Source organism: Metapseudomonas cellulosilytica, from assembly GCF_049334135.1.
GTDB lineage: Bacteria > Pseudomonadota > Gammaproteobacteria > Pseudomonadales > Pseudomonadaceae > Metapseudomonas.
In genome coordinates, this window is the sequence record NZ_JBHZGN010000008.1 from 60488 (window position 1) to 82937 (window position 22450).

Genomic DNA, 22450 nt, shown 5'->3' on the forward strand with positions numbered 1-22450 from the left:
TTATACGGCCAATAGAGCCAGCCCACTGTCGGTGGTGAAAACGGGGTTCCTATACTCGGGCCTCGTTTTCGGCTCCTTCAGGATTTCAACGACCATGTCCCAGACCAATCAGCAAGCCACCAGTCTCGCAGCGATCAATGCGATGGGTAAGGATCAGTTCATCCAGACGCTCGGCGACATCTTCGAGCACTCGCCCGATGTGGCCGAGGATGCCTGGGAGGCCCGGCCGTTTCCGTCCGTGGAGGCACTGCACGATGCCATGATGGCGAGCATCCGGGCCCGCAGCGTCGAGGCGCGCAAAGCCTTCTTCGACCGCCACCCAGAACTGTCCGCCGAGGCGGTGCGCGGGGGGGGCATGACTGCCGCTTCCGTCGACGAACAGAGCAGCGCCGGCCTGCACGTGTTGTCCCGGGACGAGGAAGCGCACTTGCAACGGATGAACCGCCAGTACCGTGAGCGCCATGGCTTCCCCTTCATCATCTGCGTCCGCCATTACACCAAGGCGGGCATCTTCTTCGAGCTGGAGAACCGTGTCGCACGCGAGACCCCGTTTGAGCTCGACTATGCGTTGAACCAGATCAAGGCCATCACCCGCGGTCGCCTGAACCAGCGAGTGGCGTGAGCGGCAGGAAAGCCGTGGCTGCGTCATCGAATTGACCTGCCCGCTGGGGCAGGCCAATTGGCAGTTCAACCAATACCTCCCCTGGATTCAGGGTTTGGCCACCTGCCAAACCTGATTCACGCCGTCGCCGGTCGTGTCGCCAGGCTTGGCGTCCTTGATCCAGGTGTACAGAGGCTTGCCCTGATAGGCCCATTGCTGGCTGCCATCATCGCGCGTGATGACCGTGTAGCCATTGCCAGGCTCGGCACTGGCCGGGGCCATGAGGGGTGGCCAGTTCTGGGCGCAGGGGCCATTGCAGGCGGATTTGCCTTCAGAGTCCTTGGCAAAGGTGTAGAGGGTCATTCCCTGGCTGTCGGCGAGGGTCTTGCCCAAGGCGGTGTCGACGGCCTTGGCCGGGTCTGCGGCCAGGGCCAGGGAGGACAGGCCGCAAAGGGTCAGGGCAGCAGCAGGAGACAGCAGTTTTTTCAGCATGGAGAACCTCTCGTGTCGTGAAGGGTACGTTCAACGTTCGGGTTTCGGTGCACAGGGCTGTGGCGTAACCCAGCCACTGCGAACGAGACGCCCCACGAGACTGTTTATTCCGCCGCTGACGATTTTTTCTCAGCCATGTACCTGCCATGGCCATAAACACTGACCTCATCCCGAGTGGCTGCCGCCATCTCTTGCACTGCGCAGAGGCGCTTGGCTTGCACCCGCTACCGCCCCGCGCTTGACTGAATGATTGGGGGCTCACCTCACGGGAGAACTCAGATGCTCAAGCGCTTGATCCCCTTCTTAATGGTGGCGTTGTTCATTGCAATCAGTGGCTCGTCCTGCGATGGCGGCAGTGGTGGCGGTGGTGGTTCGCAGCAAAGCGAGCCGATGGGCGGTGGCGGAGGCTACTAGACCGATCGAAGCCCCGCCTTGCGCGGGGCTTTCGTTTCATGGCCACCCCTGCAGGCTGTGCAGCTTGATCCGCCACGGGCAGAATGCCCGGGATTTCACTGCATCCCGAGGTCTCGGCCGTGCCAAATCCCCCCTTCGTGAACTCGCGCCATGCTCAGCGCTGAGCTCAAGGCCTTCTATATGGTCGCCCGCCTGGGCAGCATCACCCAGGCGGCGAAGAAGCTCGGCCTCAGCCAACCCACGGTGACCACCCAGATCCGCAATCTTGAAGGCCAGTACGGCGTCGAACTGTTCCGCCGTGGCGGTCGCCGGCTGGTGGTAAGCGAGGAGGGCGCCCGGTTGCTGCCCATGGTCAAGGTGCTGCTGCAGCAGGAAGCCGATATCGAGTTCTACCTGCGCAATTGCGGGCAGATGCAGGGCACCCTGCGCATCGGCGCCACCGCGCCGTACTACATCCTCGACCTGGTACGCGCCTTTCGCGCGCGCTTCCCGCAGACCGACGTGTCACTGGAGATCGGCAATTCCCAACAGGTGATCGAAGCGCTGGAGGAATACCGGGTCGATCTCGCCGCTTCCTCACAGTGCCTGGATGACGCCCGCCTGACCCGCATCGTCCTCGGCAGCGACCCGCTGGTGCTCGCCGTACACCGCGAACACCCGCTGGCCCGGCGCAAGTCGGTGAGCCTTTCGGACCTCAAGGGCCACTGCCTCTTGATGCGCGAACCCGGCTCCACCACCCGCCAGCTCACCGAGGACATGCTCAAGGAAGCCGGCATCTCCATCGGCCCGCTGCTGGAAATCGGCAGCCGCGAGTCCATCCGCGAAGCGGTGATCCGCAACCTCGGCATCAGCGTCATCGCCCGCCACGAAGTGCCGGATAACCCGGAGCTGCGGGTGATCGAACTCAAGGGCGCGCCCCTGATCGACGAATACCTCTACTGCCTCAAGGAGCGCCGCCAGGCGCGGCTGCCGGCAGCCTTCCTGGCCCTGGCCCGCGAAGAAACCACGTAGGGTGGATCACGCTTCATCGATCCACCATTCGCGGTCTCCCGGGACGCCGGACGGTGGAAATGAAAGGCGATTTCCCACCCTACGTGTGCCGGTAGTCGCGTAGCCCGGATGAAATCCGGGGAACCCTCGCGCAGGAACTCTCGGATTGCATCCGGGCGGCGAACCCTCATGTGGGGGTTCGCTGAGGGCGGTATCGCCGCCCCTCATGGCTTGCAGGGCAGCCTTCGGCCTGCTTGGCGATCGAAATCGCGCCCCCACAGGGTTCCGCACGGTGGTAGTCCTCAGAAGGCTCCTGCCTGGTTATTAGTTTTATTTAACAAACTCTAATAGATGCAGTCGGTGAGCTCAGCAGGATGCCCGATTGTCAGAACGTCAAGTCCCTGGACAACCATCAATACGGCTACCGTCTCAGGGTCGGCAACTACCGGGTCCTCTTCGATTGGGATGGCGGAATCAGGGTTGTTGATGTTCAGGAGGTAAAGAAACGCGATGAACGGACCTACTAGCATTCAGATCATCAACGGCGCGGATGGCAAGCCGGCTTTCGTCGTCATTCCCTATGAGGAGTACATTGCCCAACGCCGCCTCCATGACGACCTGATCCCCCACGATGTGGTCAGCCGCATGGTCGATGGCGCCACAGCGATTCGCGCCTGGCGCGAACATCTGGGCCTTACCCAGGCGGAGGTGGCCGGGCATCTCGGCATCACCCAGTCCGCCTATGCACAACAGGAATCGTCTTCCAGGCCACGCAAGGCCACTCGCGAGCGGATTGCAATGGCCTTGGGCATCAGGTCCGACCAATTGCAGCTCTAATGGGGGAGGGCCACGAATTCTCATGTGGAGGCGATTTCATTCGCTGAGGGCAACGCAGTTGCCCCCTGATGGATTGCAGAGCAGCCCTTCGGCCTGCTCAGCGATTGAAATCGCCCCCACAGGGTTCCGCCTGGCAACGAGTAGTCCCAAGGGTGGATCACGCTTCACCGATCCACCATCAGGCCATGCCGAACGGCGATGGTGGATAGAAAAGCGCTATCCACCCTACATCACGCCCACCTCCCCATCCCAAATCCACCAATGCCACTATCGGCGGACTTTGCCTAATCGCCATCTGGCCTTCGCAATCCCTCCCTAGCATCAACCTCGTCGAGCCGTGCCCCTGTGCACGCCAACCGCTTAACGAGGTACCGCCATGTCTCACCCCGACCAGCACGCCACCCATATGCGGGTGCGAGATATCCACAAGCGCTTCGGCCACTTTACCGCCCTGGGCGGGGTGAGCCTGGATATCGCCGAGGGCGAACTGGTGTGCCTGCTGGGGCCGTCCGGTTGTGGCAAGACCACGCTGCTGCGTTGCATCGCCGGGCTGGAACAGCAGGACAGCGGCACCCTGCATATCGGCCAGCGGGACATTTCCCGCCTGCCGCCCCAGGCCCGTGACTACGGCATCCTGTTCCAGTCCTACGCGTTGTTCCCCAACCTGACGGTGGAGCAGAACATCGCCTACGGCCTGGCCGGCGCCAGCCGTGAACAGGCTCGCGCCCGGGTGGCCGAGATGCTGGAGCTGGTAGGTCTTTCCGGCAGCGAGAAGAAGTTCCCCGGCCAGCTCTCCGGCGGCCAGCAGCAACGCGTCGCCCTGGCCCGCGCCCTGGCGCCAGCGCCGTCCCTGCTGCTGCTGGACGAGCCCATGTCGGCACTGGATGCCCGCGTGCGCGAACACCTCTGCACCGAACTGCGCCAGCTGCAGAAGAACCTGGGCATCACCACTCTGATGGTCACCCACAATCAGGACGAGGCCATGCTGATGGCCGACCGCATCGCGGTGATGAACCAGGGCCGCGTGGAGCAGTACGGTACCCCGCAGGAGATCTACCGCCAACCGGCCACGCCCTTCGTCGCGGAGTTCGTTGGCCAGGGCAACTGGCTGCCCTTCGAGTCGCGCCAGAATGGCCATGCCCGCGTCGGCAGCCTCGACCTGCGCCTGCCCGAGTCGGCTGGCGCTGCCGCTAGCGGCCGCCTGTTCTGCCGCCCCGAAGCCATCGCCATCAACCCCACCGAGCAGCAGGACAACCGTTTCCGCGCCCAGGTGCGGGAGATCACTTTCCTCGGCAATCGTTGCCGCATGAGCTTCGAGCTGGAGCAACTGCCGGGTCATCCGCTGCTGGCCGAGCTGGATCCCGAGAGCCTGCCGCGCCTGGGTACCCCGGATATCTGGGTGGCGCTGCCGTCGCGCAGCCTGCAGGTGTTCGCCTGAGATGGATGCCGTGATCAAGCTGGACAAAGCCCCGGCCAAGGGTGTGCTACGCACCGACCTGGGCGACCGCCTCTTCGTGCAGGGCGGCAAAACCCTGTTTCTGGGCGTGCTGACCGTGGCCGTGCTGCTGCCGCTGCTGGCCATCTTCTGGCGCGGCTTCAGTGGTGATGCAGGGCAGGGCGGCGGTCTCGCTGCGGCCCGGGAGTTGTTCGCCAGCGCCAACTTCCACTGGCTGCTGGGCAACAGCCTGAAGGTATCCCTCAGCGTGGCCGCCATCGTGGTGCCCACCGCCTACCTGTTCGCCTATGCGCTGCAGCGCACGCTGATTCCGGCCAAGGGGCTGTGGCGGGGGATATCCCTGCTGCCGCTGCTGGCGCCGTCGATGCTGCCGGGCATCGCGCTGATCTACCTGTTCGGCAACCAGGGCCTGCTGCGCGACTGGCTGCCGGACAACATCTATGGCTTCTGGGGCATCGTCCTGGGCCAGGCCATCTACACCTTCCCCCATGCGCTGATGGTGCTGCTCTCGGCCCTCGGCATGGCGGACGCGCGCCTGTTCGACGCGGCCGCCAGCATGGGCGCCGGCCCCTGGAAGGCGTTTCGCAGCATCACCTGGCCGGCCACCCGCCAGGCGGTGTTCGCCGCCTTCTGCCTGGTGTTCACCCTGTGCATCACCGACTTCGGCGTGCCGGTGGTCGTCGGTGGCGACTACCAGGTGCTGGCGCTGGAGGCCTACAAGGCGGTGGTTGGCCAGCAGCAGTTCGGTCGTGGTGCGCTGATCGGCATGGTGCTGCTGGTGCCGGCGCTGCTCAGCTTCGGCGTCGATGCCTGGCTGCGTCGCCGCCAGGGCGAGGCCATGAGCGGCCGTGCGCAGGTGTTCCATCCGGCGCCGTCGAAGGTGCGCGATGCCTGCTTCCTGGCCCTGGTGCTGGTGGTCTGCGCTGTCCTGCTGCTGGTGCTGGGCATGGCCGTGTACTCGTCCCTGGTGAAGTTCTGGCCCTACAACCTGTCGCTGTCCCTGCGTCACTACGCCTTCGAGGAAACCGCCGGCGGCGGCTGGCTGGCCTACCGCAACAGCCTGACCCTGGCCACCTGCACGGCCTTGTTCGGCGGCGCGCTGATCTTCACCGGCGCCTACCTGATGGAGAAGACCCGTGGCCAGCAGTGGCTGAACCAGGCCCTGCGTCTCCTGAGCTTCGTGCCCATGGCGGTACCCGGCCTGGTGCTCGGCCTCGGCTACGTCTTCTTCTTCAACCTGCCGGGCAACCCGCTGCATTTTCTCTACGGCAGCATGACCCTGCTGGTGATCTGCTCCATCGCGCACTTCCTGACCACCGCGCAGATGACCGCCACCACCGCCCTGCGCCAGCTGGACGGCGAGTTCGAGGCTGCCGCGCTGTCGCTCAAGGCGCCGCTGTGGCGCCACTACCTGCGGGTGACGGTGCCCATCTGCCTGCCGGCGCTGCTGGATATCGTCCGCTACCTGTTCGTCTCGGCCATGACCACGGTGTCCGCCGCCATCTTCCTCTACAGCCCGGACAGCATCCTCGCCGCCGTGGCCGTGCTGAACATGGATGACGCCGGCAACGTCGGCGGCGCGGCCGCCATGTCCACCCTGATCCTGCTCACCTCGGCCGCGGTTTCCCTGCTGCTGGCCTGGGCCTCGCGCGGCCTGCTGCGCCGGTCCCAGGCCTGGCGCCGGGGCGCACCGGCCACTCCCTGAACAACCACAAACCGCAAGCCAACCCCGACAAGGAGCTTTCCATGTTCAAACGCCTCGCCCTCGCCGCTGCCGCAGTGGCCGGCTTCAGCCTCCAGGCCCACGCCGCCACCGAGCTGACCGTTTACACCGCCCTGGAAGCCGAACAGCTGTCGGCCTACAAGAAGGCCTTCGAAGCGCAGAACCCGGACATCGAGATCAAGTGGGTGCGCGACTCCACCGGCATCATCACCGCCAAGCTGCTGGCCGAGAAAGACGCCCCGCAGGCTGACGCCGTCTGGGGCCTGGCGGCTTCCAGCCTGGCCATCCTCGATGCGCAGGGCATGCTGGAGAAGTACGCGCCCAAGCACCTGGAAACCATCGGCGCCAACTACCGCGACGCCGCCAACCCGCCGGCCTGGGTAGGCATGGACGTGTGGGCCGCGACCATCTGCTTCAACACCGTTGAGGCCGAGAAGCAGGGCCTGGCCAAGCCCGGCAGCTGGGAAGACCTGACCAAGCCTGAATACAAGGGCAAGATCGTGATGCCGAACCCGGCTTCCTCCGGCACCGGCTTCCTCGACGTCAGCGCCTGGCTGCAGACCTTCGGCGAGAAGCAGGGTTGGGCCTACATGGATGGCCTGCACCAGAACATTGGCCAGTACGTCCATTCCGGCTCCAAGCCGTGCAAGCTGGCTGCCGCGGGTGAGTTCCCCATCGGCATCTCCTTCGAATACCCGGCTGTGCAACTGAAGCGCCAGGGTGCTCCGCTGGACATCGTCCTGCCGAAGGAAGGCCTGGGCTGGGAAATCGAAGCCACCGGCATTGTCAAGGGCACCGACCAGATGGAAGCAGCGAAGAAACTCGCCGACTTCTCCGCCAGCCCCGCCGCCATGGAGCTGTACAAGGAGAACTTCGCCGTCCTCGCTGCCCCTGGCATCGCCAAGCCGCAGACCGAACTGCCGGCTGACTACGAGCAGCGCCTGATAAAGAACGACTTCGCCTGGGCCTCGCAGAACCGCGACCAGATCCTCGCCGAATGGCGCAAGCGTTACGACGGCAAGTCCGAGAAGCTGCCGCAGTAATACGCCGGCCCGGCCTCGTGCATGGCTAGCCCCTCTCCCTCTGGGAGAGGGGTTGGGGTGAGGGATGCCGGGCCCCGCTCGATTCCAAGGAGTCACTCCATGCCCCTGCAAGACACCGATATCGCCGTCGTCGGCGCCGGCATCCTCGGCCTGTCCCACGCCTACGCCGCCGCCCGGCGTGGCCTGCGCGTCAGCGTTTTCGAACGCAGCGCCACGCCGCTCGGCGCTTCGGTGCGCAACTTCGGCCAGGCCCTGGTCACCGGCCAGCCGCCGGGCCCGATGCATGCCCTGGCCCGCGACAGCCGCGAGATCTGGGCCGGCTGGGCCGAGGCCGCTGGATTCCATATCCGCCGCAACGGCTCGCTGCTGTTCGCCCGCACCCGCGCCGAGGAGGAGCTGCTGGAAGCCTTCTGCGAAGTGCGCGCGCCGGAACACGGCTACCACGTCGAGCTGCTGCGCGGCGAACGCCTGCATGACCTCTACCGGGGCCAGTTCAGCCACCACCGTGCCGCCCTGCTGGGCCTGGATGACCAGCAGATCTACTCCCGCGAGGCCGTGCCCGCGCTGGTGGACTACCTGCGCCGCGAGTACGGCGTCGAGTTTCATTTCTCCACTCTGGTGCGTGATGTCGAGCCGGGGGTTATCCACAGCACCAAGGGCCGCTGCCGGGCCGAGCAGATCATCGTCTGTTCCGGGCATGACTATCAGACCCTGCTGGCCGAGCAGATCGCCCCGCTGCAGCCCCAGGTATGCCGGCTGCAGATGCTGCGGGTGCGCCCGGAGTGCGACTTCGGCCTGAACCAGGCGGTGCTCACCGGGCTCAGCTGCGTCCACTACGGCGCTTTCGCCGACCTGCCGGAAGCGGAGGCCATCCGCGAGCAGATCCAGAAGGAGCAGCCGCAGCTGGAGGCGCACGGCATCCACCTGCTGGTCAGCCCGACGCCTTACGGCGAGCTGATCGTCGGTGATTCCCACCACTACGGCAGCGATGCCTCGCCGTTCAATGCCGAGGTGGTGGACGACATCATGCTGGCGCTGGCCGAACACACCCTGGGCACCCGCCTGAAGGTGGTGGAGCGTTGGCAGGGCGTCTACGGCGCTCGCGGGCCGGGGCCGTATTCGGTGCTCAGGGCGGCGCCGGGGGTGACCGCCGTGTTGATGCACAGCGGCGTGGGCATGAGCGTGGGACCGGCTCTCGGGGAGCGGACGATGGCGGGGTTGCTGGCCTGATCCGAGCAATGGGCGGAATGCTTGTTGTAGGGGCGAATTCATTCGCCAAGGGCGGCGCAGCTGCCCCCTGGTAGCTCGAAGGGCAGACCTTCGGTCTGCTTGGCGAATGAATTCGCCCCTACAGAGAAATGATCGCCCCATCGAATGCGGGATCAATCCAACCGCTTGTGCACCCGCATCACCGCGACGGTGAGCATCACCAGGGTGAACACCACCAGCACCACCAGCTCCAACCAGAGGTCGGCCAGGCCCGCGCCGCGCAGCATGATGCCGCGGGTCAGGCGCAGGAAGTGGGTCAGCGGCAGTATCTCGGCTATCCACTGCGCCACCTTGGGCATACCGGCGAAGGGGAACATGAAACCCGACAGCAGAATCTGCGGCAGGAAGGTGAAGAAGGCCATCTGCATCGCCTGGAACTGGCTGCGGGCGAGGGTGGAGATGAACACCCCGAGGGTCAGGCTGGCGAGGATGAACACCAGCGCCGCGCCGTAGAGCTCCAGCAACGAGCCGCGTACCGGCACCTCGAACAGCCAGAGCCCCACCAGCAGGATCACCGTCACCTGCACCAGGCCGATGCCGACGAAGGGCAGCACCTTGCCCAGGGTCAGTTCCCAGGGCGAAACGGGCGTGGTGATCAGCAGTTCCATGTTGCCGCGCTCCCGCTCGCGCACCAGCGCGATGGCGGTGAACAGCACCATGGTCATGGTCAGGATCACGCCGATCAGCCCCGGTACGGTGTTCAGCGGCGCCAGGCGTTCCGGGTTGTAGAGGTTGACCACTTGCACGCCGGTGAGGTTGGGCCAGCCGGGCAGGGGGTAGGCCGCCAGCTGGCGGGCGGAGGCCTGCACCACCTGGTCGGAACCGTCCACCACCAGCTGCAGCGGTGGGCGGTCGCGGCGCTGCAGGCGTGCCTCGAAGTCCGGTGGCACCACCAGGGCGGCGCTGATGCTGCCCTCGCGCAGCAACTGGTCGAGCTGTTGCGGGTTGGCCAGTTGGTAGCGGTAATCCAGCACCTGGCTGGCGCCGAATTCGGCCACCACTTCGCGGGAGCGGGCGGTGTCGGCCTGGTCCAGCACGGCGGCGTGCAGGCCGCGCACGTCCATGTTGATGGCGTAGCCGAAAAGGATGAGCTGCATGATCGGGATGCCGACGATCATGGCGAAGGTCAGGCGGTCGCGGCGCAGCTGGCGCAGTTCCTTGAGGACGATGGCCCCCAGGCGGCGCAGGTTCATGATGACGCTCCAGCCCGTTCGAGCGGGCGGTGGGTGACGGCGACGAAGACGTCTTCGAGGTTGGCCTGGGTGTAGGTCACTTCGGCTTCCACGCCGTGGTCGGCCAGGCGTCGGGCGATGCGCTCGCGGGCATCGGCGACGGCACTGAGCACCCGCAGCGAGGCGCCGATCTGGGCCATGGCGATGACCTCCTCGGCGCCTTGCAGGGCTCGCTGGGCCTGGCGCGGCTGGGCGCATTCCACCAGCAGCGGGCGGCCCGGCAGGGCGGCCATCAGCTCCGCCGGGCTGCCGTCGGCCACCAGCCGGCCGGCGTCGAGGATACCGAGGCGGGTGCAGCGTTCCGCTTCATCCATGTAGTGGGTGGAGACCAGCAGGGTGGTGCCGGCTTCCGCCAGCTCGAACAGCGAATCCCAGAATTCCCGGCGCGACTGGGGGTCCACGGCGCTGGTGGGTTCGTCCAGCAGCAGCAGGTCGGGCTTGTGCAGCACCGCGCCGGCCAGGGCCAGGCGCTGCTTCTGGCCGCCGCTCATGGTGCCGGCCAGCTGCTTGCGGCGATCGGCCAGCCAGTAGCGCTCCAGCAGTTCGTCGATACGCTGGCGCGCCGCGCGGCGGTCCAGCCCCTGGACGGTGGCGAGGAATTCCAGGTTCTCGCCCACCGTCAGGTCTTCGTAGAGGGAGAACTTCTGGGTCATGTAGCCGATGCGCCGCTTCAGGACCTCGGCGTCGCGGGGGACCTGGCAGCCCAATACGTCGATCTCGCCGCTGCTGGGCAGCAGCAGCCCGCAGAGCATGCGGATGGTGGTGGACTTGCCGCTGCCGTTGGGGCCGAGGAAGCCGAAGACCTCGGCGCGGTTGACGTGCAGGTCCAGCCCGTCGACCGCGGCGAGTTGGCCGAAGTGCTTGGTCAGGCCGCTGGCGCGGATGACGATTTCTTCATTGCTGTTCATGGCTCACTCGCTCCGCCTGCACCGGCAGGCCGGCGGGCAGCTGCCGCGCGGCCTCGCCCTTGAGCACCAGTTCGGCGCGGTAGACCAGGCGGCTGGCGTCTTCACCGGTCAGCGCGAAGTAGGGGGTGAAGCTGGATTCGCTGGCGATACTGCGCACCGTCGCATCGAAGGGCTCGGGCACGCCTTCCACCTTCACCTTGAGGGCGTCGCCGATGGCGATCTGCGGGCGCACCGAGGCCGGCACGTAGACCCGCGCATAGGGCGCGTCACCCACCAGCAGGCTGACCAGTTCGGCGTTCAGCGGCGGTTGGTCGCCAGGCTTGAAAGGCAGGGCGTCGACCCGGCCGGCGCGGGGCGCGCGCAGGCTGAGGTGCTCGCGGGTGACCTGCAGTTGCGCCAGTCGGCCCTGGGCGGCCTGGAGCTGGGCGGTGGCCTGCTCGATCTGTTCCGGGCGGGTGCCGTTGGTGAGTTCGCGCAGCTGGGCGTCGGCGTTGTTCACCGCGGCGTGCGCCTGGTCGCGGGCGGCGCGGGCGCGATCCAGCTCGGCAATGGCCACCTGGTGGCGCTGGTAGAGGGCCTGGATGCGCTGGAAGGTACGCTCGGCGTCGGTGAGTTCGGCGCGGTTGCGGCTGAGGGTGGCGCGGGCGGCGTCCATGGTTTCGCTGCGCGCGCCGTTGGCCAGCTCGTCGAGCCGCGCCTGGGCCAGGCCGACGTCGCCTTCGGCTTCCTTGAGGCGGGCGTCGAGACGGCGCGGGTCCAGTTCCAGCAGGAGCTGGCCTTCGTGCACCCGATCGCCTTCCGCCACGCGCCAGGCGAGGATGGTTTCCGAGGCCTCGGCAGGCAGGCCGATGCGGTCCCATTCCAGGGTGCCGAGCAGGGGTTCCCGCGCCGGGTCTTCGCAGCCGGCGAGCAGGGTGAAGGCCAGCAGGCAGGGCAGCAACCTGTTCATGGTTTCACCTCCAGGCCGCGCTCCAGCAGCGCCAGTATGTGCTTCACCATGGCCTCGTCACCCAGTTCCGGGCTGGCGAAGATGCCGCGCCAGATCTGCCCGGCGGCGTAGGGCAGCATCACCAGGCCCACCAGCGAAACCACCAGCAGGCGTGGGTCGATGTCGGGGTTCAGGCGTCCGCCGGCCTGGGCCGCGGCGAAGCGCTGGGCCAGCAGGATGGGCACCATGGGTGCGAAGCGCCCGGCGAGCATTTCCCGCAGGGCGCCGCCTTCGCAGAGCACTTCGCGCACCCAGAGCGGGGGCAGCCAGGGATTGCGGCTGAGGTTGGCGCTCATGCCACGGACAAAGGCGGTGACCAGCTCCAGCGGGTCGTCTCCCACTTGCTGCAGGCGTTCGGCCATGCCCTGGAACAGCGGCAGCAGGCGCTCTTCCACCATGGCGTCCACCAGGCGTTCCTTGTTGCCGAAGTAGTAGTTGACCAGGGCCGGCGTCACCCCGGCCTGCTGGGCGATGCCGCGCAGGCTGGCGGCGTGGATGCCGATTTGGGCGAAGGCCTGGGTGGCGGCGTCCAGCAGGCGCTCGCGCTGGAGCTGGGAATCGCCGGTGGGGCGGCCGGGGGAGCGGGGGCGGGTCACGGGAACTCTCCGGGGAAGGAACAACGGTTTTATTTAAATATTCATTTAATTAATTAGCAACGAAGAGCCGACGAACGCGAAATTGCCCTCTGGACGAAAACAGATAGGAAGCTAATAATAAGTCTTGCGTATAGCTGGCCGGCCCCGGCGGGCTATCTTCAATTTCTATCTGGTTGACCCCTGGACCTTGCCCGTGCGCGATACCCTGCGTGCCTTCCTGGCGCCTGACATCCCGGCGCTGCAATTCGTCATCAAGACCCTGCTGGGTGGCGGCCTGGCGCTTTGGTGCGCATTCCGCTTCGACCTGCAGCAGCCGCAGTGGGCGCTGATGACCGCCTTCATCGTGGCCCAGCCGCTCTCCGGCATGGTGGTGCAGAAGGGCCTGGCGCGGCTGCTCGGCACCCTGGTGGGGACGATCATGTCGGTGGTGATCGTGGCGCTCTTCGCCCAGACGCCCTGGCTGTTCCTGCTGGCGCTGGCCACCTGGCTGGGCATCTGCACCGCCGCGTCGACCATGATGCGCAGCGCCTGGTCCTACTCCTTCGTGCTGGCCGGCTACACCGTGGCCATCATCGGCCTGCCGGCCATCGCCCATCCGCTGACGGTGTTCGACCAGGCGGTGGCCCGCAGCACGGAAATCTGCCTCGGCATCATCTGCGCCACCTTGACCAGCGCGCTGCTCTGGCCGCAGCGGGTCGAACGGCAGCTGGCCCGGCAGGCGCAGGACGCCTGGCAATGCGGAATCCAGGCGGCGCTCACGGCGCTCAAGGGCGAACGCCACGAGCGCCAGGGCCTGCTCGGCGTGCTCGGGCGCATCGTTGCGGTGGATGCCCAGCGCGAGCATGCCTGGTTCGAGGGCAACCGCGGTCGCCAGCGCGCCATGGCCCTGCAGGTGCTCAGCCACGACCTGCTCAGCCTGCTGCGCCTGGCCCGTGGCGTCTCTCGGCAGTGGCGCCAGTTGGGGGAGGGTGAGGCCGAGCGGTTGCGGCCCTGGCTGGAGGAAGTGGAGCAGGCCCTGGCCGAGCCCGACGCGCCGCGCCTGGACGCTCTGCGCGAACGCCTGCTGCTGGCGTCCGAGGACGAAAGCCTGTCCACCGTCCAGCAGTATTGCCTAGGGCGCATGGCGGTGGTGATGCGTCAGGCTGCGGCGGCGGTGGGCTCCATGCACGCGGTGGAACGTGGCGAGGCACCGGCCGATGCACCGCCGCCGCTTTCCACCCATCGCGACCTGCAGACCGCCACCATCTATGGCCTGCGCAGTGCCTTGGCCTTCCTCGGGCTGTCGGCGTTCTGGCTGGCCACTGCCTGGACCTCGGCGGTCGGCGCCCTGACCCTCACCTGCGTGATCTGCGGGCTGTTCGCCAGCCGCGAAAATGCCGAGCAGATCGGCTTCCTGTTCCTGCGCGGTATCTTGTATGCGCTGCCGGCGGCCTTTGTCGTCGGGCAACTGATACTGCCCCAACTCAGTGGCTTCGCCATGCTCTGCCTGGCCCTGGGGGTGCCGCTGTTCTTCGGTGCCCTGGGCATGGCCAAGCCGGCCCTGGGCGCCACGGCTACCTCCTTCTGCCTGCATTTCATCGTGCTCTGCGCGCCGCAGAACGTCATGCGCTTCGATGTCGGGCTGTTCTTCAACGAGGCGATTTCCATGCTCCTGGGGGTGGGATTCGCCGTGCTGTCGTTCCGCTTGATCAAGCTGCGCGATCCGGTCTGGCACGGCCGTCGCCTGCTCAAGGCGACCCTGGCCGATCTCGCGCGCCTGACCAGCGTGGCCCCGGTCGGTGCGGAAAACTGGTTCGGCGGGCGCATGGCCGACCGCCTGTTGCAGCTGGCGCGGCTCTATCCGGTGCTGCCGGAACAGACCCGCAGCCGCTGGGACGACGGTGTCGCCAGCCTCGACCTGGGCGACGAGCTGCTGCACCTGCGGCGCTGCCTGGCGGCCGCCGACAAGCCCCTGGGGGCATCCGAGCAGCGCTTCCTGCGGCAGTTGGAGCGCATCCTGCTACAGGGGCCGGCGCCCGGTCGTGCCCAGGCCCTCGACGAGCCCGCCGGCGAGCTGCTGTCGGCGCTGCGTGCCGCCGGGCGCAGCATCGACCGCCGCCTGGCCCAGGCGGCCTTGCTGCAGTTGCAGCAGAGCTGGTGGCAATGGTGTGAACAACAGGAGGCGAGCCATGGGCTTGCGTGAATGGTCCCTGGGCGGCGTGCTGCTCAGCCCCTTTCTGATCTACGCAGTGCTGGCTTTGCTGGCGACCGGCGTATTGCGCTTCGGCCTGGCCCGGATTGGCGCGACCCGCTGGATCTGGCATGAAGCGCTGTTCGATTCTGCTTTGTATGTCTGTGTGCTGGCCGCGCTGGTAGCGCTGACCGGGCAGTGGTGAAGGAGAGAGAAATGCGTTCCATGTTGCGTGTGCTGGTAACCCTCGGCCTGGTCGTGGCGGCATTGGTGTCCGGCTATTGGCTCTGGCAGCACTACATGCTTGCACCCTGGACCCGTGACGCGCGGGTACGCGCCGACGTGGTGGTGATCGCGCCGGACGTGTCCGGCTGGGTGATGGACCTCAAGGTCCGGGACAACCAGGAGGTGAAGTCCGGCGACCTGCTGCTGTCGGTCGACCGCGAGCGCTACCAGGCGGCAGTGGAAAAGGCCCGCGCGGTGGCCGATACCCGCCAGCACCAGTTGCGCCTGCGTGAGCACGAGGCTTCCCGCCGCGAGCACCTGGGGACCCAGGCCATCAGCGCCGAGCTGCGGGAGAACGCGCTGATCACCGCTGAAGTGGCCCGTGCCGAGTACCGCGAAGCCCAGGCTGAACTCAAGGTGGCCGAGCTGAACCTGGCCCGCAGCGAATTGCGTGCGCCGCGCAACGGGCAGGTCACCAACCTGCGCCTCGCCCAGGGCAACTACGTGAGTGCCGGCCAGCCGGTGATGGCGCTGGTGGACGATGGCTCCTTCTATGTCCAGGCCTACTTCGAGGAAACCAAGCTGCCGCGCATCAAGGTGGGCGCGCCGGTGAAGGTCTGGCTGATGAGTGCCGGCGAACCGCTGACCGGCAAGGTGGAGAGCATCAGCCGGGGCATCACCGACCGCAATGCCAGCCCGGATACCCAGCTGCTGGCCAATGTCGAACCCACCTTCAACTGGGTGCGCCTGGCGCAGCGGATCCCGGTGCGGATCAAGCTGGACCAGGTGCCTGAGGATGTTCAGTTGAGCGCGGGGATGACGGCCAGTGTGACGGTGGAGGAGTAGGAGCTTCGCCCCTTGTCCTTTTGAAGGAGCGGCCGATGTCATGTAGTCCGGCTCATTGCTGAGTGGGTTTGAGGTATCTGTTTCGCCTCCCGGCGAGTCACTTCTGGCAGTCGCCCCAGAAGTAACCAAGAGGGCTTGCCCCTGCATCCGGCCCGACTTCGTCGGGTCCCCTCGCTCCATCGTTGCGCCGGGGGCCGGCGCGAGGGGCCATCCATGGCCCCGCACGCCTCTCGCGGCATCCATGCCGCTCGTCCCCCTCTGCAACGATTCCGCTCGGCCTCCTGACGGGGCGCAGTCGCTGCCTCACCTCCGTTGCTCAGTTTCAGGCTGCAGTCGGCTTCAGGATTGTTCGTGCCTTGCCGGCGCGAGTCACCCCTCTACCGCTTGCGGGAGAGGGGTCGGGGGTGAGGGTGGTTGGGCGCGGCAGGGGGCTGAAGGTATGAATCGTTGGGCTTCGCTCTTCAGCACCAACCTACGGCAGGGCTTCGCCCTGCTTGGCGAATGAATTCGCCCCTACAGAAAAGCGGCAGCGTCGCCCATGAAAAAGCCCGGACTCAGCCGGGCTTTTTCGATTCTGCCGAATCTCAGCCGATGGTGATCGGCGGCAGCTCCGGCAGTTCCACCGACAGCTGCTGCTTGGGCGCCAGCACCTCGGCTTCGCCGTCCACGACTTGCTCGGAGTTCTGGTTGAACACGCGGGTGGCGATGCGCACGCGGTTCTTCGGCAGCTTCTCGAGGATTTCCAGTTCCACGGTCAGGCTGTCGCCCAGCTTCACCGGGCGGGTGAACTTGAGTTGCTGGCCGAGGTAGATGCTGCCCGGGCCGGGCATCTCGCAGGCGATGGCCGCGCTGATCAGGGCGCCGGTGAACATGCCGTGGGCGATGCGTTCCTTGAACAGGGTGCCGGCGGCGTACTCGGCATCCAGGTGTACCGGGTTGCGGTCGCCGGAGACGGCGGCGAACAGCTGGATGTGGCGCTCTTCGACGGTGGTGGAGAAGTTGGCTTTCTGCCCGACTTCCAGGGCGTCGTAGGTGAAGTTGGTTACCTGGCTCATGCGGTCTCCTTGGCTTGCGGTTGTGGGTGCCGACTGTGGGCAAGGGCCTGCTCCAGCCAGTCGATCAAGTCGCTGGTCACCTCGTCGCGGTTGCTCTCGTTGAGCAACTCGTGGCGGGCGCCGGGATAGATGTTCAGTTGCACGTCCTTGATGCCGGCCTGGCGCAGGGCTGCGGCCAGATCCTGCAGGCGCCGGCCATCGCTGACCGGGTCGTGCTCGCCGCCGATCACCAGCAGCGGCAGGTCAGGGTCGATCTGCGCCAGGTTCTTCGGTGGTGTGATGTTCAGAAGCCCGCCGAGCAGGTCGAGCCACAGCTGGTTGGTGCAACGGAAGCCGCACAGCGGATCGCCCACGTACTTGTCCACTTCCGCCGAGTCCCGGCTCAGCCAGTCGAAGGCCGTGCGGTTGGGCTTGAAGGCCTTGTTGAAGGAACCGAAGGAGAGGAAGTCGATCAACGCGCTGCGGCCTTCCTTGCCCTGGCGCCAGCGTTCGAAGCGGGCCACCAGGCCGGCCACCTTGTACAGCGCCACCGGCTGGTAGTTCGAGCCGGAGAGAATGGCGCCGTGCAGGCTGCAACTGTGCTGCATCAGGTAGGCCTGGCCGATGTAGCTGCCCATGCTGTGGCCCAGCAGGAAAATCGGGGCATGCGGGTGCTGCTGGCGGATATGGTGGTTGAGGCTGGCGAGGTCGCCGATCACCTTGTTCCAGCCATCTTCCGCGGCGTACTGGCCAAGGACGCCGTGCTCGGCACTGCGCCCATGGCCGCGCTGGTCCATCGCGTACAACTCGATGCCGGCGGCCACCAGGGCCTCCCCCAGCCGGGCGTAGCGGCCGCTGTGCTCGGCCATGCCGTGGGAGAGCATGACCACCGCCCTGGGCGCGGCATCGCCGGACCAGTGATTGACGTACAGGGACACTGCATCGCTGGCGTCGAGCCAGAAAGCATCGTGGCGCATGGCCGATCCTTCTGCCGGTTGATCGCCGCATTGTGCACGGCCTCCGAGGCAGAGCAAAGCGTCCGGTCGTGACCGGCCGGTTCCATGAAGTGCAACTCTTGAGCGGCAAGATTCACGCCGTCAATGACGTGCCCCGGAGTATTTGCGCTAAGCCGGGGAGCTGCTAAGTTCCGGGCAACCCCGCAGCGCGGGCCAGACTATTTCAGGGCTTAGAGGACAATAACAATGCAACCTGATTTCTGGAGCGACAAACGCCCGGCCGGCGTGCCCAACCATATCGATCTGGCCGCCTACAAGTCGGTGATCGAGGTGTTCGAGCGGTCCTGCAAGAAGTTCGCCGACCGTCCGGCCTTCAGCAACCTGGGCGTGACCCTGACCTATGCCGAGCTGGATCGCCTGTCCGCCGCCTTCGCCGCCTACCTGCAGAAGCACACCGATCTCGCGCCCGGCGACCGCATCGCCGTGCAGATGCCCAATGTCCTGCAATACCCCATCGCCGTGTTCGGCGCCCTGCGCGCCGGGCTCATCGTGGTCAACACCAACCCGCTCTACACCGCCCGCGAGATGCGCCACCAGTTCAAGGACGCCGGTGTGCGCGCGCTGGTCTATATCAACCTGTTCGGCAAGCTGGTCGAAGAGGTGCTGCCCGACACCGAGATCGAGTACCTGATCGAAGCCCGCATGGGGGACCTGCTGCCAAGCCTCAAGGGCTGCCTGGTGAACACCCTGGTGAAGAAGGTGAAGAAGATGGTGCCCGAGTTCCACCTGCCCCAGGCGGTACCCTTCAAGGAGACGCTGAAGCAGGGGCAGGGCCACGCGCTGAAACCGGTCCGGGTGGGGCTGGAGGATATCGCCGTGCTGCAGTACACCGGCGGCACCACGGGGGTGGCCAAGGGCGCCATGCTGACGCACGGCAACCTCGTGGCCAACATGCAGCAGGTGGACGCCTGCCTGTCGCAGCTGGGGCCGGACGGCGCGCCGCTGATGAAGCAGGGCCAGGAAATCATGATTGCGCCGTTGCCGCTCTACCATATCTATGCCTTCACCGCGAACTGCATGTGCATGATCGTCAACGGCCACCACAACATCCTCATCACCAACCCGCGGGACATCGGCGGCTTCATCAAGGAGTTGAAGAAGTGGCGCTTCTCCGCGCTGCTGGGCCTGAACACCCTGTTCGTGGCGCTGATGGATCACCCCGAGTTCAAGCACCTCGACTTCTCCAACCTCAAGGTCACCAACTCCGGCGGCACCGCCCTGGTCAAGGCCACCGCCGAGCGCTGGCAATCCATCACCGGCTGCTCGGTGGTGGAAGGCTACGGCCTGACCGAGACATCCCCGGTGGCCAGCACCAACCCCTACGGCGCCCAGGCGCGCCTGGGTACCGTGGGCATCCCGGTGCCGGGCACGGCGTTCAAGACCATTGACGATGCGGGCAACGAGATGCCGCTGGGCGAGCGCGGCGAGCTGTGCATCAAGGGGCCGCAGGTGATGAAGGGCTACTGGCAGCGCCCGGAGGCCACTGCCGAGGTGCTGGACGCCGAGGGCTGGCTGCGGACCGGCGACATCGCCGTGATCGACCCGGATGGCTTCGTGCGCATCGTCGATCGCAAGAAGGACCTGATCATCGTCTCGGGATTCAACGTCTACCCGAACGAGATCGAAGATGTGGTCATGGCCCACCCCAAGGTGGCCAGCTGCGCGGCCATCGGCGTACCGGACGACAAGTCCGGCGAGGCGGTGAAGCTCTTCGTGGTGCCGCGTGACGGCGGCGTCAGCGTCGAGGAGCTGAAGGCCTACTGCAAGGAGAATTTCACCGGCTACAAGGTGCCCAAGCACATCGTGCTGAAGGACGCCCTGCCGATGACGCCGGTGGGCAAGATCCTGCGTCGCGAGCTGCGCGACATCGCTTGATACGAAAGGGCAGGGCGGGTCGTCCGTCCTGCCCTCGCCGTTCCCCTTCGCGTTTCCCCCTTCCGCCGTCTCGGTCCTTCCCCAAGCCCATTGCAGAACCCGCGAAAGCCCCGAAATACGCCGTTTGTCGGTCGTTTAGAGTTCAGACTCCAAAAATGACCGTAAATACTAGTGGTAGTCACTTTTCTGACCGGCAAGGGCAGGTTTGGTGCTGGTGAGCCTCTGGCAAAGCTGCTACTCTCGGCGCGTTTTTTTGCCCGGACGGGCGCACAATCGCACAGAACACAACAAACAACTGCCCCTCCGAGGGCAGTGAAATCAGCTGTTGCTTAGGAGTGGGCCTCCATGACCGATAACTTCTGGAAGGACAAATATCCAGCGGGCGTTCCTGCCGAGATCAACGCCGATCAGTACCCCAACGTCCAGGCGGTATTGAAGCAGTCCTGCCAACGCTTTGCCGACAAGCCCGCATTCAGCAACCTGGGCAAGACCCTCACCTACGGTGAGCTCTTTGATCTGTCCGGCGCCTTCGCCGCCTACCTGCAGAACCACACCGACCTCAAGCCCGGCGACCGCATCGCCGTGCAGCTGCCGAACATCCTGCAGTATCCGGTGGTGGTCTTCGGCGCCATGCGCGCCGGCCTGATCGTGGTCAACACCAACCCGCTGTACACCGCGCGGGAAATGGAGCACCAGTTCAACGACGCGGGCGCCAAGGCCCTGGTGTGCCTGGCCAACATGGCCCACCTGGCCGAGGAAGTGCTGCCGAAAACCGGCGTCAAGCACGTCATCGTCACCGAAGTGGGCGACCTGCTGCCGACCTTCAAGCGCATCCTGGTCAATGCCGTGATCAAGCATGTGAAGAAGATGGTGCCGCCCTTCAGCCTGCCCCAGGCGGTCAAGCTCAACGACGCCCTGGCCAAGGGGCGCGGCCGCGCCGTCCGCGAAGTCAGCCCGCAGAGCGGCGACATCGCCGTGCTGCAGTACACCGGCGGCACCACCGGCGTGGCCAAGGGCGCGATGCTGACCCACCGCAACCTGATCGCCAACATGCTGCAGTGCAAGGCGCTGATGGGCGCCAACCTCAACGAAGGTTGCGAGATCCTCATCACCCCGCTGCCGCTCTATCACATCTACGCCTTCACCTTCCATTGCATGGCGATGATGCTGACCGGCAACCACAACATCCTCATCTCCAACCCGCGCGACCTGCCGTCCATGACCAAGGAGCTGGCGAAGTACAAGTTCACCGGTTTCGTCGGCCTGAACACCCTGTTCGTTGCCCTGTGCAACAACGAGGCTTTCCGCAAGCTGGACTTCTCCGCGTTGAAACTGACCCTGTCCGGCGGCATGGCGCTGCAACTGGCCACCGCCGAGCGCTGGAAGCAGGTCACCGGCTGCGCCATCAGCGAAGGCTACGGCATGACCGAGACCAGCCCGGTGGTGTCGGTGAACCCCTTCCAGAGCATCCAGGTCGGCACCATCGGCATCCCGGTGCCTTCCACCCAGTGCAAGGTGGTGGACGAGGAAGGCAAGGACGTCGGCCTGGGCGCGCCGGGCGAGCTGTGCGTGAAGGGGCCGCAGGTAATGAAGGGCTACTGGCAGCGCCAGGACGCCACCGACGAAATCCTCGACGCTGACGGCTGGCTGCGTACGGGCGACATCGCGGTGATCCAGGACGACGGCTTCATGCGCATCGTCGACCGCAAGAAGGACATGATCCTGGTGTCCGGTTTCAACGTGTACCCGAACGAGCTGGAAGACGTGCTGGCGACCCTGCCGGGCGTGCTGCAGTGCGCCGCCATCGGCGTGCCGGACGAGAAGTCCGGCGAGGCGATCAAGATGTTCGTGGTGGTCAAGCCCGGCGTCAGCCTCACCAAGGACCAGGTGATGGAGCACATGCGCGGCAATGTCACCGGCTACAAGGTGCCGCGTGCCATCGAGTTCCGCGACGCCCTGCCGACCACCAACGTCGGCAAGATCCTGCGCCGCGAACTGCGCGACGAAGAGCTGAAGAAGCTCAAGGCGAAGCAGGAAAAGGCCCGGGCCTGATCCTTCCCCCCTGCCAGACAAGGCCCCGCAATCGCGGGGCCTTGTCGTTTCTGTGGTGGCTCCATGACTGGCGCCGCGTGCCGGCGTGTTATATAGGTGCTGCGTCACTTCCACTTTGCCCAACTGGAGCGAACCCCATGAGCCAGTCCAGCCACACCCTGTCCAAGGAGGCCCGGCGCCTTTCCGCCAGCGAGCGCCTGGAGCTGGTGGAAGACCTGCTGGACAGCCTGGATAGCCCGGACGCCACCCTCGACGCCCAGTGGGCGGGGGAAGCTGAGGATCGGCTGGCCGCATACCGACGCGGCGAAATCAAGGCCCTGCCGCTGGCCGAGGTACTGGGAAAATACCTGAACAAATGAGCCTCAAGCTCCTCCAGGCGGCTGAGATCGAGTTGGCCGAGGCGGTCGCCTGGTACGAAGAACAAGCCCCCGGCCTGGGCGATGCTTTCCTGATCGAACTGGTCCGGGTCTTCCGGCTCATCGAGCACTATCCCGACGCCTGGCACTCGCTCAGCCAGAACACCCGCCGATGCCGCCTGGCGCGTTTCCCCTATGGCGTGATTTACGCCCAGGACGGCGATGACCTGCTGGTGCTCGCCATTGCTCACCTGCACCGCGCCCCAGAGTACTGGCGCGACCGGCGTGATGCCTGCCGATAGGCTGTAGCCCTTGCCGCTGTAGAGT

General features: G+C 66.1%; 22 protein-coding genes and 1 pseudogene. 16 read left to right on the forward strand and 7 right to left on the reverse strand.

Annotated features, from left to right (window positions below; all coding sequences use genetic code 11):
- Positions 1-94: 94 nt before the first annotated feature.
- Complete coding sequence (gene uraD / locus ACFW0H_RS12175) at positions 95-622, forward strand: 2-oxo-4-hydroxy-4-carboxy-5-ureidoimidazoline decarboxylase (protein WP_422914157.1); 528 nt, start codon at positions 95-97, stop codon at positions 620-622.
- Between the two features lie 87 nt (positions 623-709).
- Here the strand turns inward: uraD and ACFW0H_RS12180 are convergent, their stop codons facing one another.
- A complete protein-coding gene (locus ACFW0H_RS12180; protein ID WP_422914158.1) occupies positions 710-1093 on the reverse strand; it encodes a COG4315 family predicted lipoprotein in 384 nt (127 codons plus the stop codon).
- Between the two features lie 279 nt (positions 1094-1372).
- On the opposite strand from ACFW0H_RS12180, the gene ACFW0H_RS12185 reads away from it, so the two are divergent.
- The 8 genes and pseudogenes from ACFW0H_RS12185 (at position 1373) to ACFW0H_RS12220 (ending at position 8786) form a co-directional block, all read left to right on the forward strand.
- Positions 1373-1507, forward strand: a complete 135-nt coding sequence (locus ACFW0H_RS12185; RefSeq protein WP_422914159.1) for a hypothetical protein — start codon at positions 1373-1375, stop codon at positions 1505-1507.
- 150 nt (positions 1508-1657) lie between these two features.
- Positions 1658-2518, forward strand: coding sequence for a LysR family transcriptional regulator (locus ACFW0H_RS12190; protein ID WP_422914160.1), 861 nt, complete (start codon positions 1658-1660; stop codon positions 2516-2518).
- A 329-nt stretch (positions 2519-2847) separates the two neighbouring features.
- A pseudogene (locus tag ACFW0H_RS12195) lies at positions 2848-3024 on the forward strand (type II toxin-antitoxin system RelE family toxin); the annotation flags it as partial.
- Positions 3008-3334, forward strand: a complete 327-nt coding sequence (locus ACFW0H_RS12200; protein ID WP_422914161.1) for a helix-turn-helix domain-containing protein — start codon at positions 3008-3010, stop codon at positions 3332-3334. The pseudogene ACFW0H_RS12195 and the gene ACFW0H_RS12200, both read left to right, overlap by 17 nt.
- 376 nt (positions 3335-3710) lie before the next feature.
- Entirely contained in the window at positions 3711-4772 is a 1062-nt protein-coding gene (locus ACFW0H_RS12205; protein ID WP_422914162.1) for a putative 2-aminoethylphosphonate ABC transporter ATP-binding protein, read from the forward strand.
- Position 4773: 1 nt separating this feature from the next.
- Positions 4774-6495, forward strand: coding sequence for a putative 2-aminoethylphosphonate ABC transporter permease subunit (locus ACFW0H_RS12210; RefSeq protein WP_422914163.1), 1722 nt, complete (start codon positions 4774-4776; stop codon positions 6493-6495).
- A 41-nt stretch (positions 6496-6536) separates the two neighbouring features.
- Positions 6537-7556 (forward strand): putative 2-aminoethylphosphonate ABC transporter substrate-binding protein, encoded by a 1020-nt coding sequence (locus tag ACFW0H_RS12215; RefSeq protein WP_422914164.1) that lies wholly within the window; start codon positions 6537-6539, stop codon positions 7554-7556.
- A 99-nt stretch (positions 7557-7655) separates the two neighbouring features.
- Positions 7656-8786: a TIGR03364 family FAD-dependent oxidoreductase gene (locus ACFW0H_RS12220; protein ID WP_422914165.1), complete on the forward strand. Its 1131-nt coding sequence runs from the start codon at positions 7656-7658 to the stop codon at positions 8784-8786.
- A 152-nt stretch (positions 8787-8938) separates the two neighbouring features.
- Here the strand turns inward: ACFW0H_RS12220 and ACFW0H_RS12225 are convergent, their stop codons facing one another.
- The 4 genes from ACFW0H_RS12225 to ACFW0H_RS12240 are packed head-to-tail and all read right to left on the reverse strand — an operon-like array spanning position 8939 to position 12549.
- Positions 8939-10018: an ABC transporter permease gene (locus tag ACFW0H_RS12225; protein ID WP_422914166.1), complete on the reverse strand. Its 1080-nt coding sequence runs from the start codon at positions 10016-10018 to the stop codon at positions 8939-8941.
- Positions 10015-10965 carry an ABC transporter ATP-binding protein gene (locus ACFW0H_RS12230; protein WP_422914167.1) on the reverse strand — a complete coding sequence of 317 codons (951 nt, stop codon included), beginning with the start codon at positions 10963-10965 and terminating at the stop codon, positions 10015-10017. Before ACFW0H_RS12230 ends, ACFW0H_RS12225 begins: the two co-directional genes overlap by 4 nt.
- Positions 10952-11914: an HlyD family secretion protein gene (locus ACFW0H_RS12235; RefSeq protein ID WP_422914168.1), complete on the reverse strand. Its 963-nt coding sequence runs from the start codon at positions 11912-11914 to the stop codon at positions 10952-10954. Before ACFW0H_RS12235 ends, ACFW0H_RS12230 begins: the two co-directional genes overlap by 14 nt.
- Entirely contained in the window at positions 11911-12549 is a 639-nt protein-coding gene (locus tag ACFW0H_RS12240; protein WP_422914169.1) for a TetR/AcrR family transcriptional regulator, read from the reverse strand. The genes ACFW0H_RS12235 and ACFW0H_RS12240 overlap by 4 nt, the downstream gene beginning before the upstream one ends.
- A 193-nt stretch (positions 12550-12742) precedes the next feature.
- On the opposite strand from ACFW0H_RS12240, the gene ACFW0H_RS12245 reads away from it, so the two are divergent.
- Genes ACFW0H_RS12245 through ACFW0H_RS12255 form a run of 3 tightly spaced genes read left to right on the forward strand, consistent with a single transcriptional unit; the run spans position 12743 to position 15790 of the window.
- Positions 12743-14731 carry an FUSC family protein gene (locus tag ACFW0H_RS12245; protein ID WP_422914170.1) on the forward strand — a complete coding sequence of 663 codons (1989 nt, stop codon included), beginning with the start codon at positions 12743-12745 and terminating at the stop codon, positions 14729-14731.
- The gene (locus ACFW0H_RS12250) at positions 14718-14924 is read left to right on the forward strand and encodes a DUF1656 domain-containing protein (protein WP_422914171.1); all 207 of its coding nucleotides are present in this window, start codon (positions 14718-14720) and stop codon (positions 14922-14924) included. Before ACFW0H_RS12245 ends, ACFW0H_RS12250 begins: the two co-directional genes overlap by 14 nt.
- 11 nt (positions 14925-14935) lie before the next feature.
- Entirely contained in the window at positions 14936-15790 is an 855-nt protein-coding gene (locus ACFW0H_RS12255; protein ID WP_422914172.1) for an efflux RND transporter periplasmic adaptor subunit, read from the forward strand.
- A gap of 584 nt (positions 15791-16374) precedes the next feature.
- Here ACFW0H_RS12255 and ACFW0H_RS12260 read toward each other — a convergent pair.
- Together ACFW0H_RS12260 and ACFW0H_RS12265 are read right to left on the reverse strand one after the other, a co-directional pair.
- Positions 16375-16845 (reverse strand): MaoC family dehydratase, encoded by a 471-nt coding sequence (locus ACFW0H_RS12260; RefSeq protein ID WP_377692470.1) that lies wholly within the window; start codon positions 16843-16845, stop codon positions 16375-16377.
- A complete protein-coding gene (locus tag ACFW0H_RS12265) occupies positions 16842-17801 on the reverse strand; it encodes an alpha/beta hydrolase (protein ID WP_422914173.1) in 960 nt (319 codons plus the stop codon). The genes ACFW0H_RS12260 and ACFW0H_RS12265 overlap by 4 nt, the downstream gene beginning before the upstream one ends.
- Before the next feature lie 225 nt (positions 17802-18026).
- Between ACFW0H_RS12265 and fadD2 the strand changes: the two genes are divergently transcribed.
- From fadD2 to ACFW0H_RS12285, 4 genes are all read left to right on the forward strand, one after another.
- On the forward strand, positions 18027-19715 hold the full coding sequence (fadD2, locus tag ACFW0H_RS12270) for a long-chain-fatty-acid--CoA ligase FadD2 (RefSeq protein WP_422914174.1): 1689 nt from the start codon (positions 18027-18029) through the stop codon (positions 19713-19715).
- Positions 19716-20060: 345 nt separating this feature from the next.
- Positions 20061-21767 (forward strand): long-chain-fatty-acid--CoA ligase FadD1, encoded by a 1707-nt coding sequence (gene fadD1 / locus ACFW0H_RS12275; RefSeq protein ID WP_422914175.1) that lies wholly within the window; start codon positions 20061-20063, stop codon positions 21765-21767.
- 137 nt (positions 21768-21904) lie between these two features.
- Entirely contained in the window at positions 21905-22126 is a 222-nt protein-coding gene (locus ACFW0H_RS12280) for an addiction module protein (RefSeq protein WP_422914176.1), read from the forward strand.
- Complete coding sequence (locus ACFW0H_RS12285; RefSeq protein ID WP_422914177.1) at positions 22123-22425, forward strand: type II toxin-antitoxin system RelE/ParE family toxin; 303 nt, start codon at positions 22123-22125, stop codon at positions 22423-22425. Before ACFW0H_RS12280 ends, ACFW0H_RS12285 begins: the two co-directional genes overlap by 4 nt.
- The last annotated feature ends 25 nt before the right edge of the window (positions 22426-22450 follow it).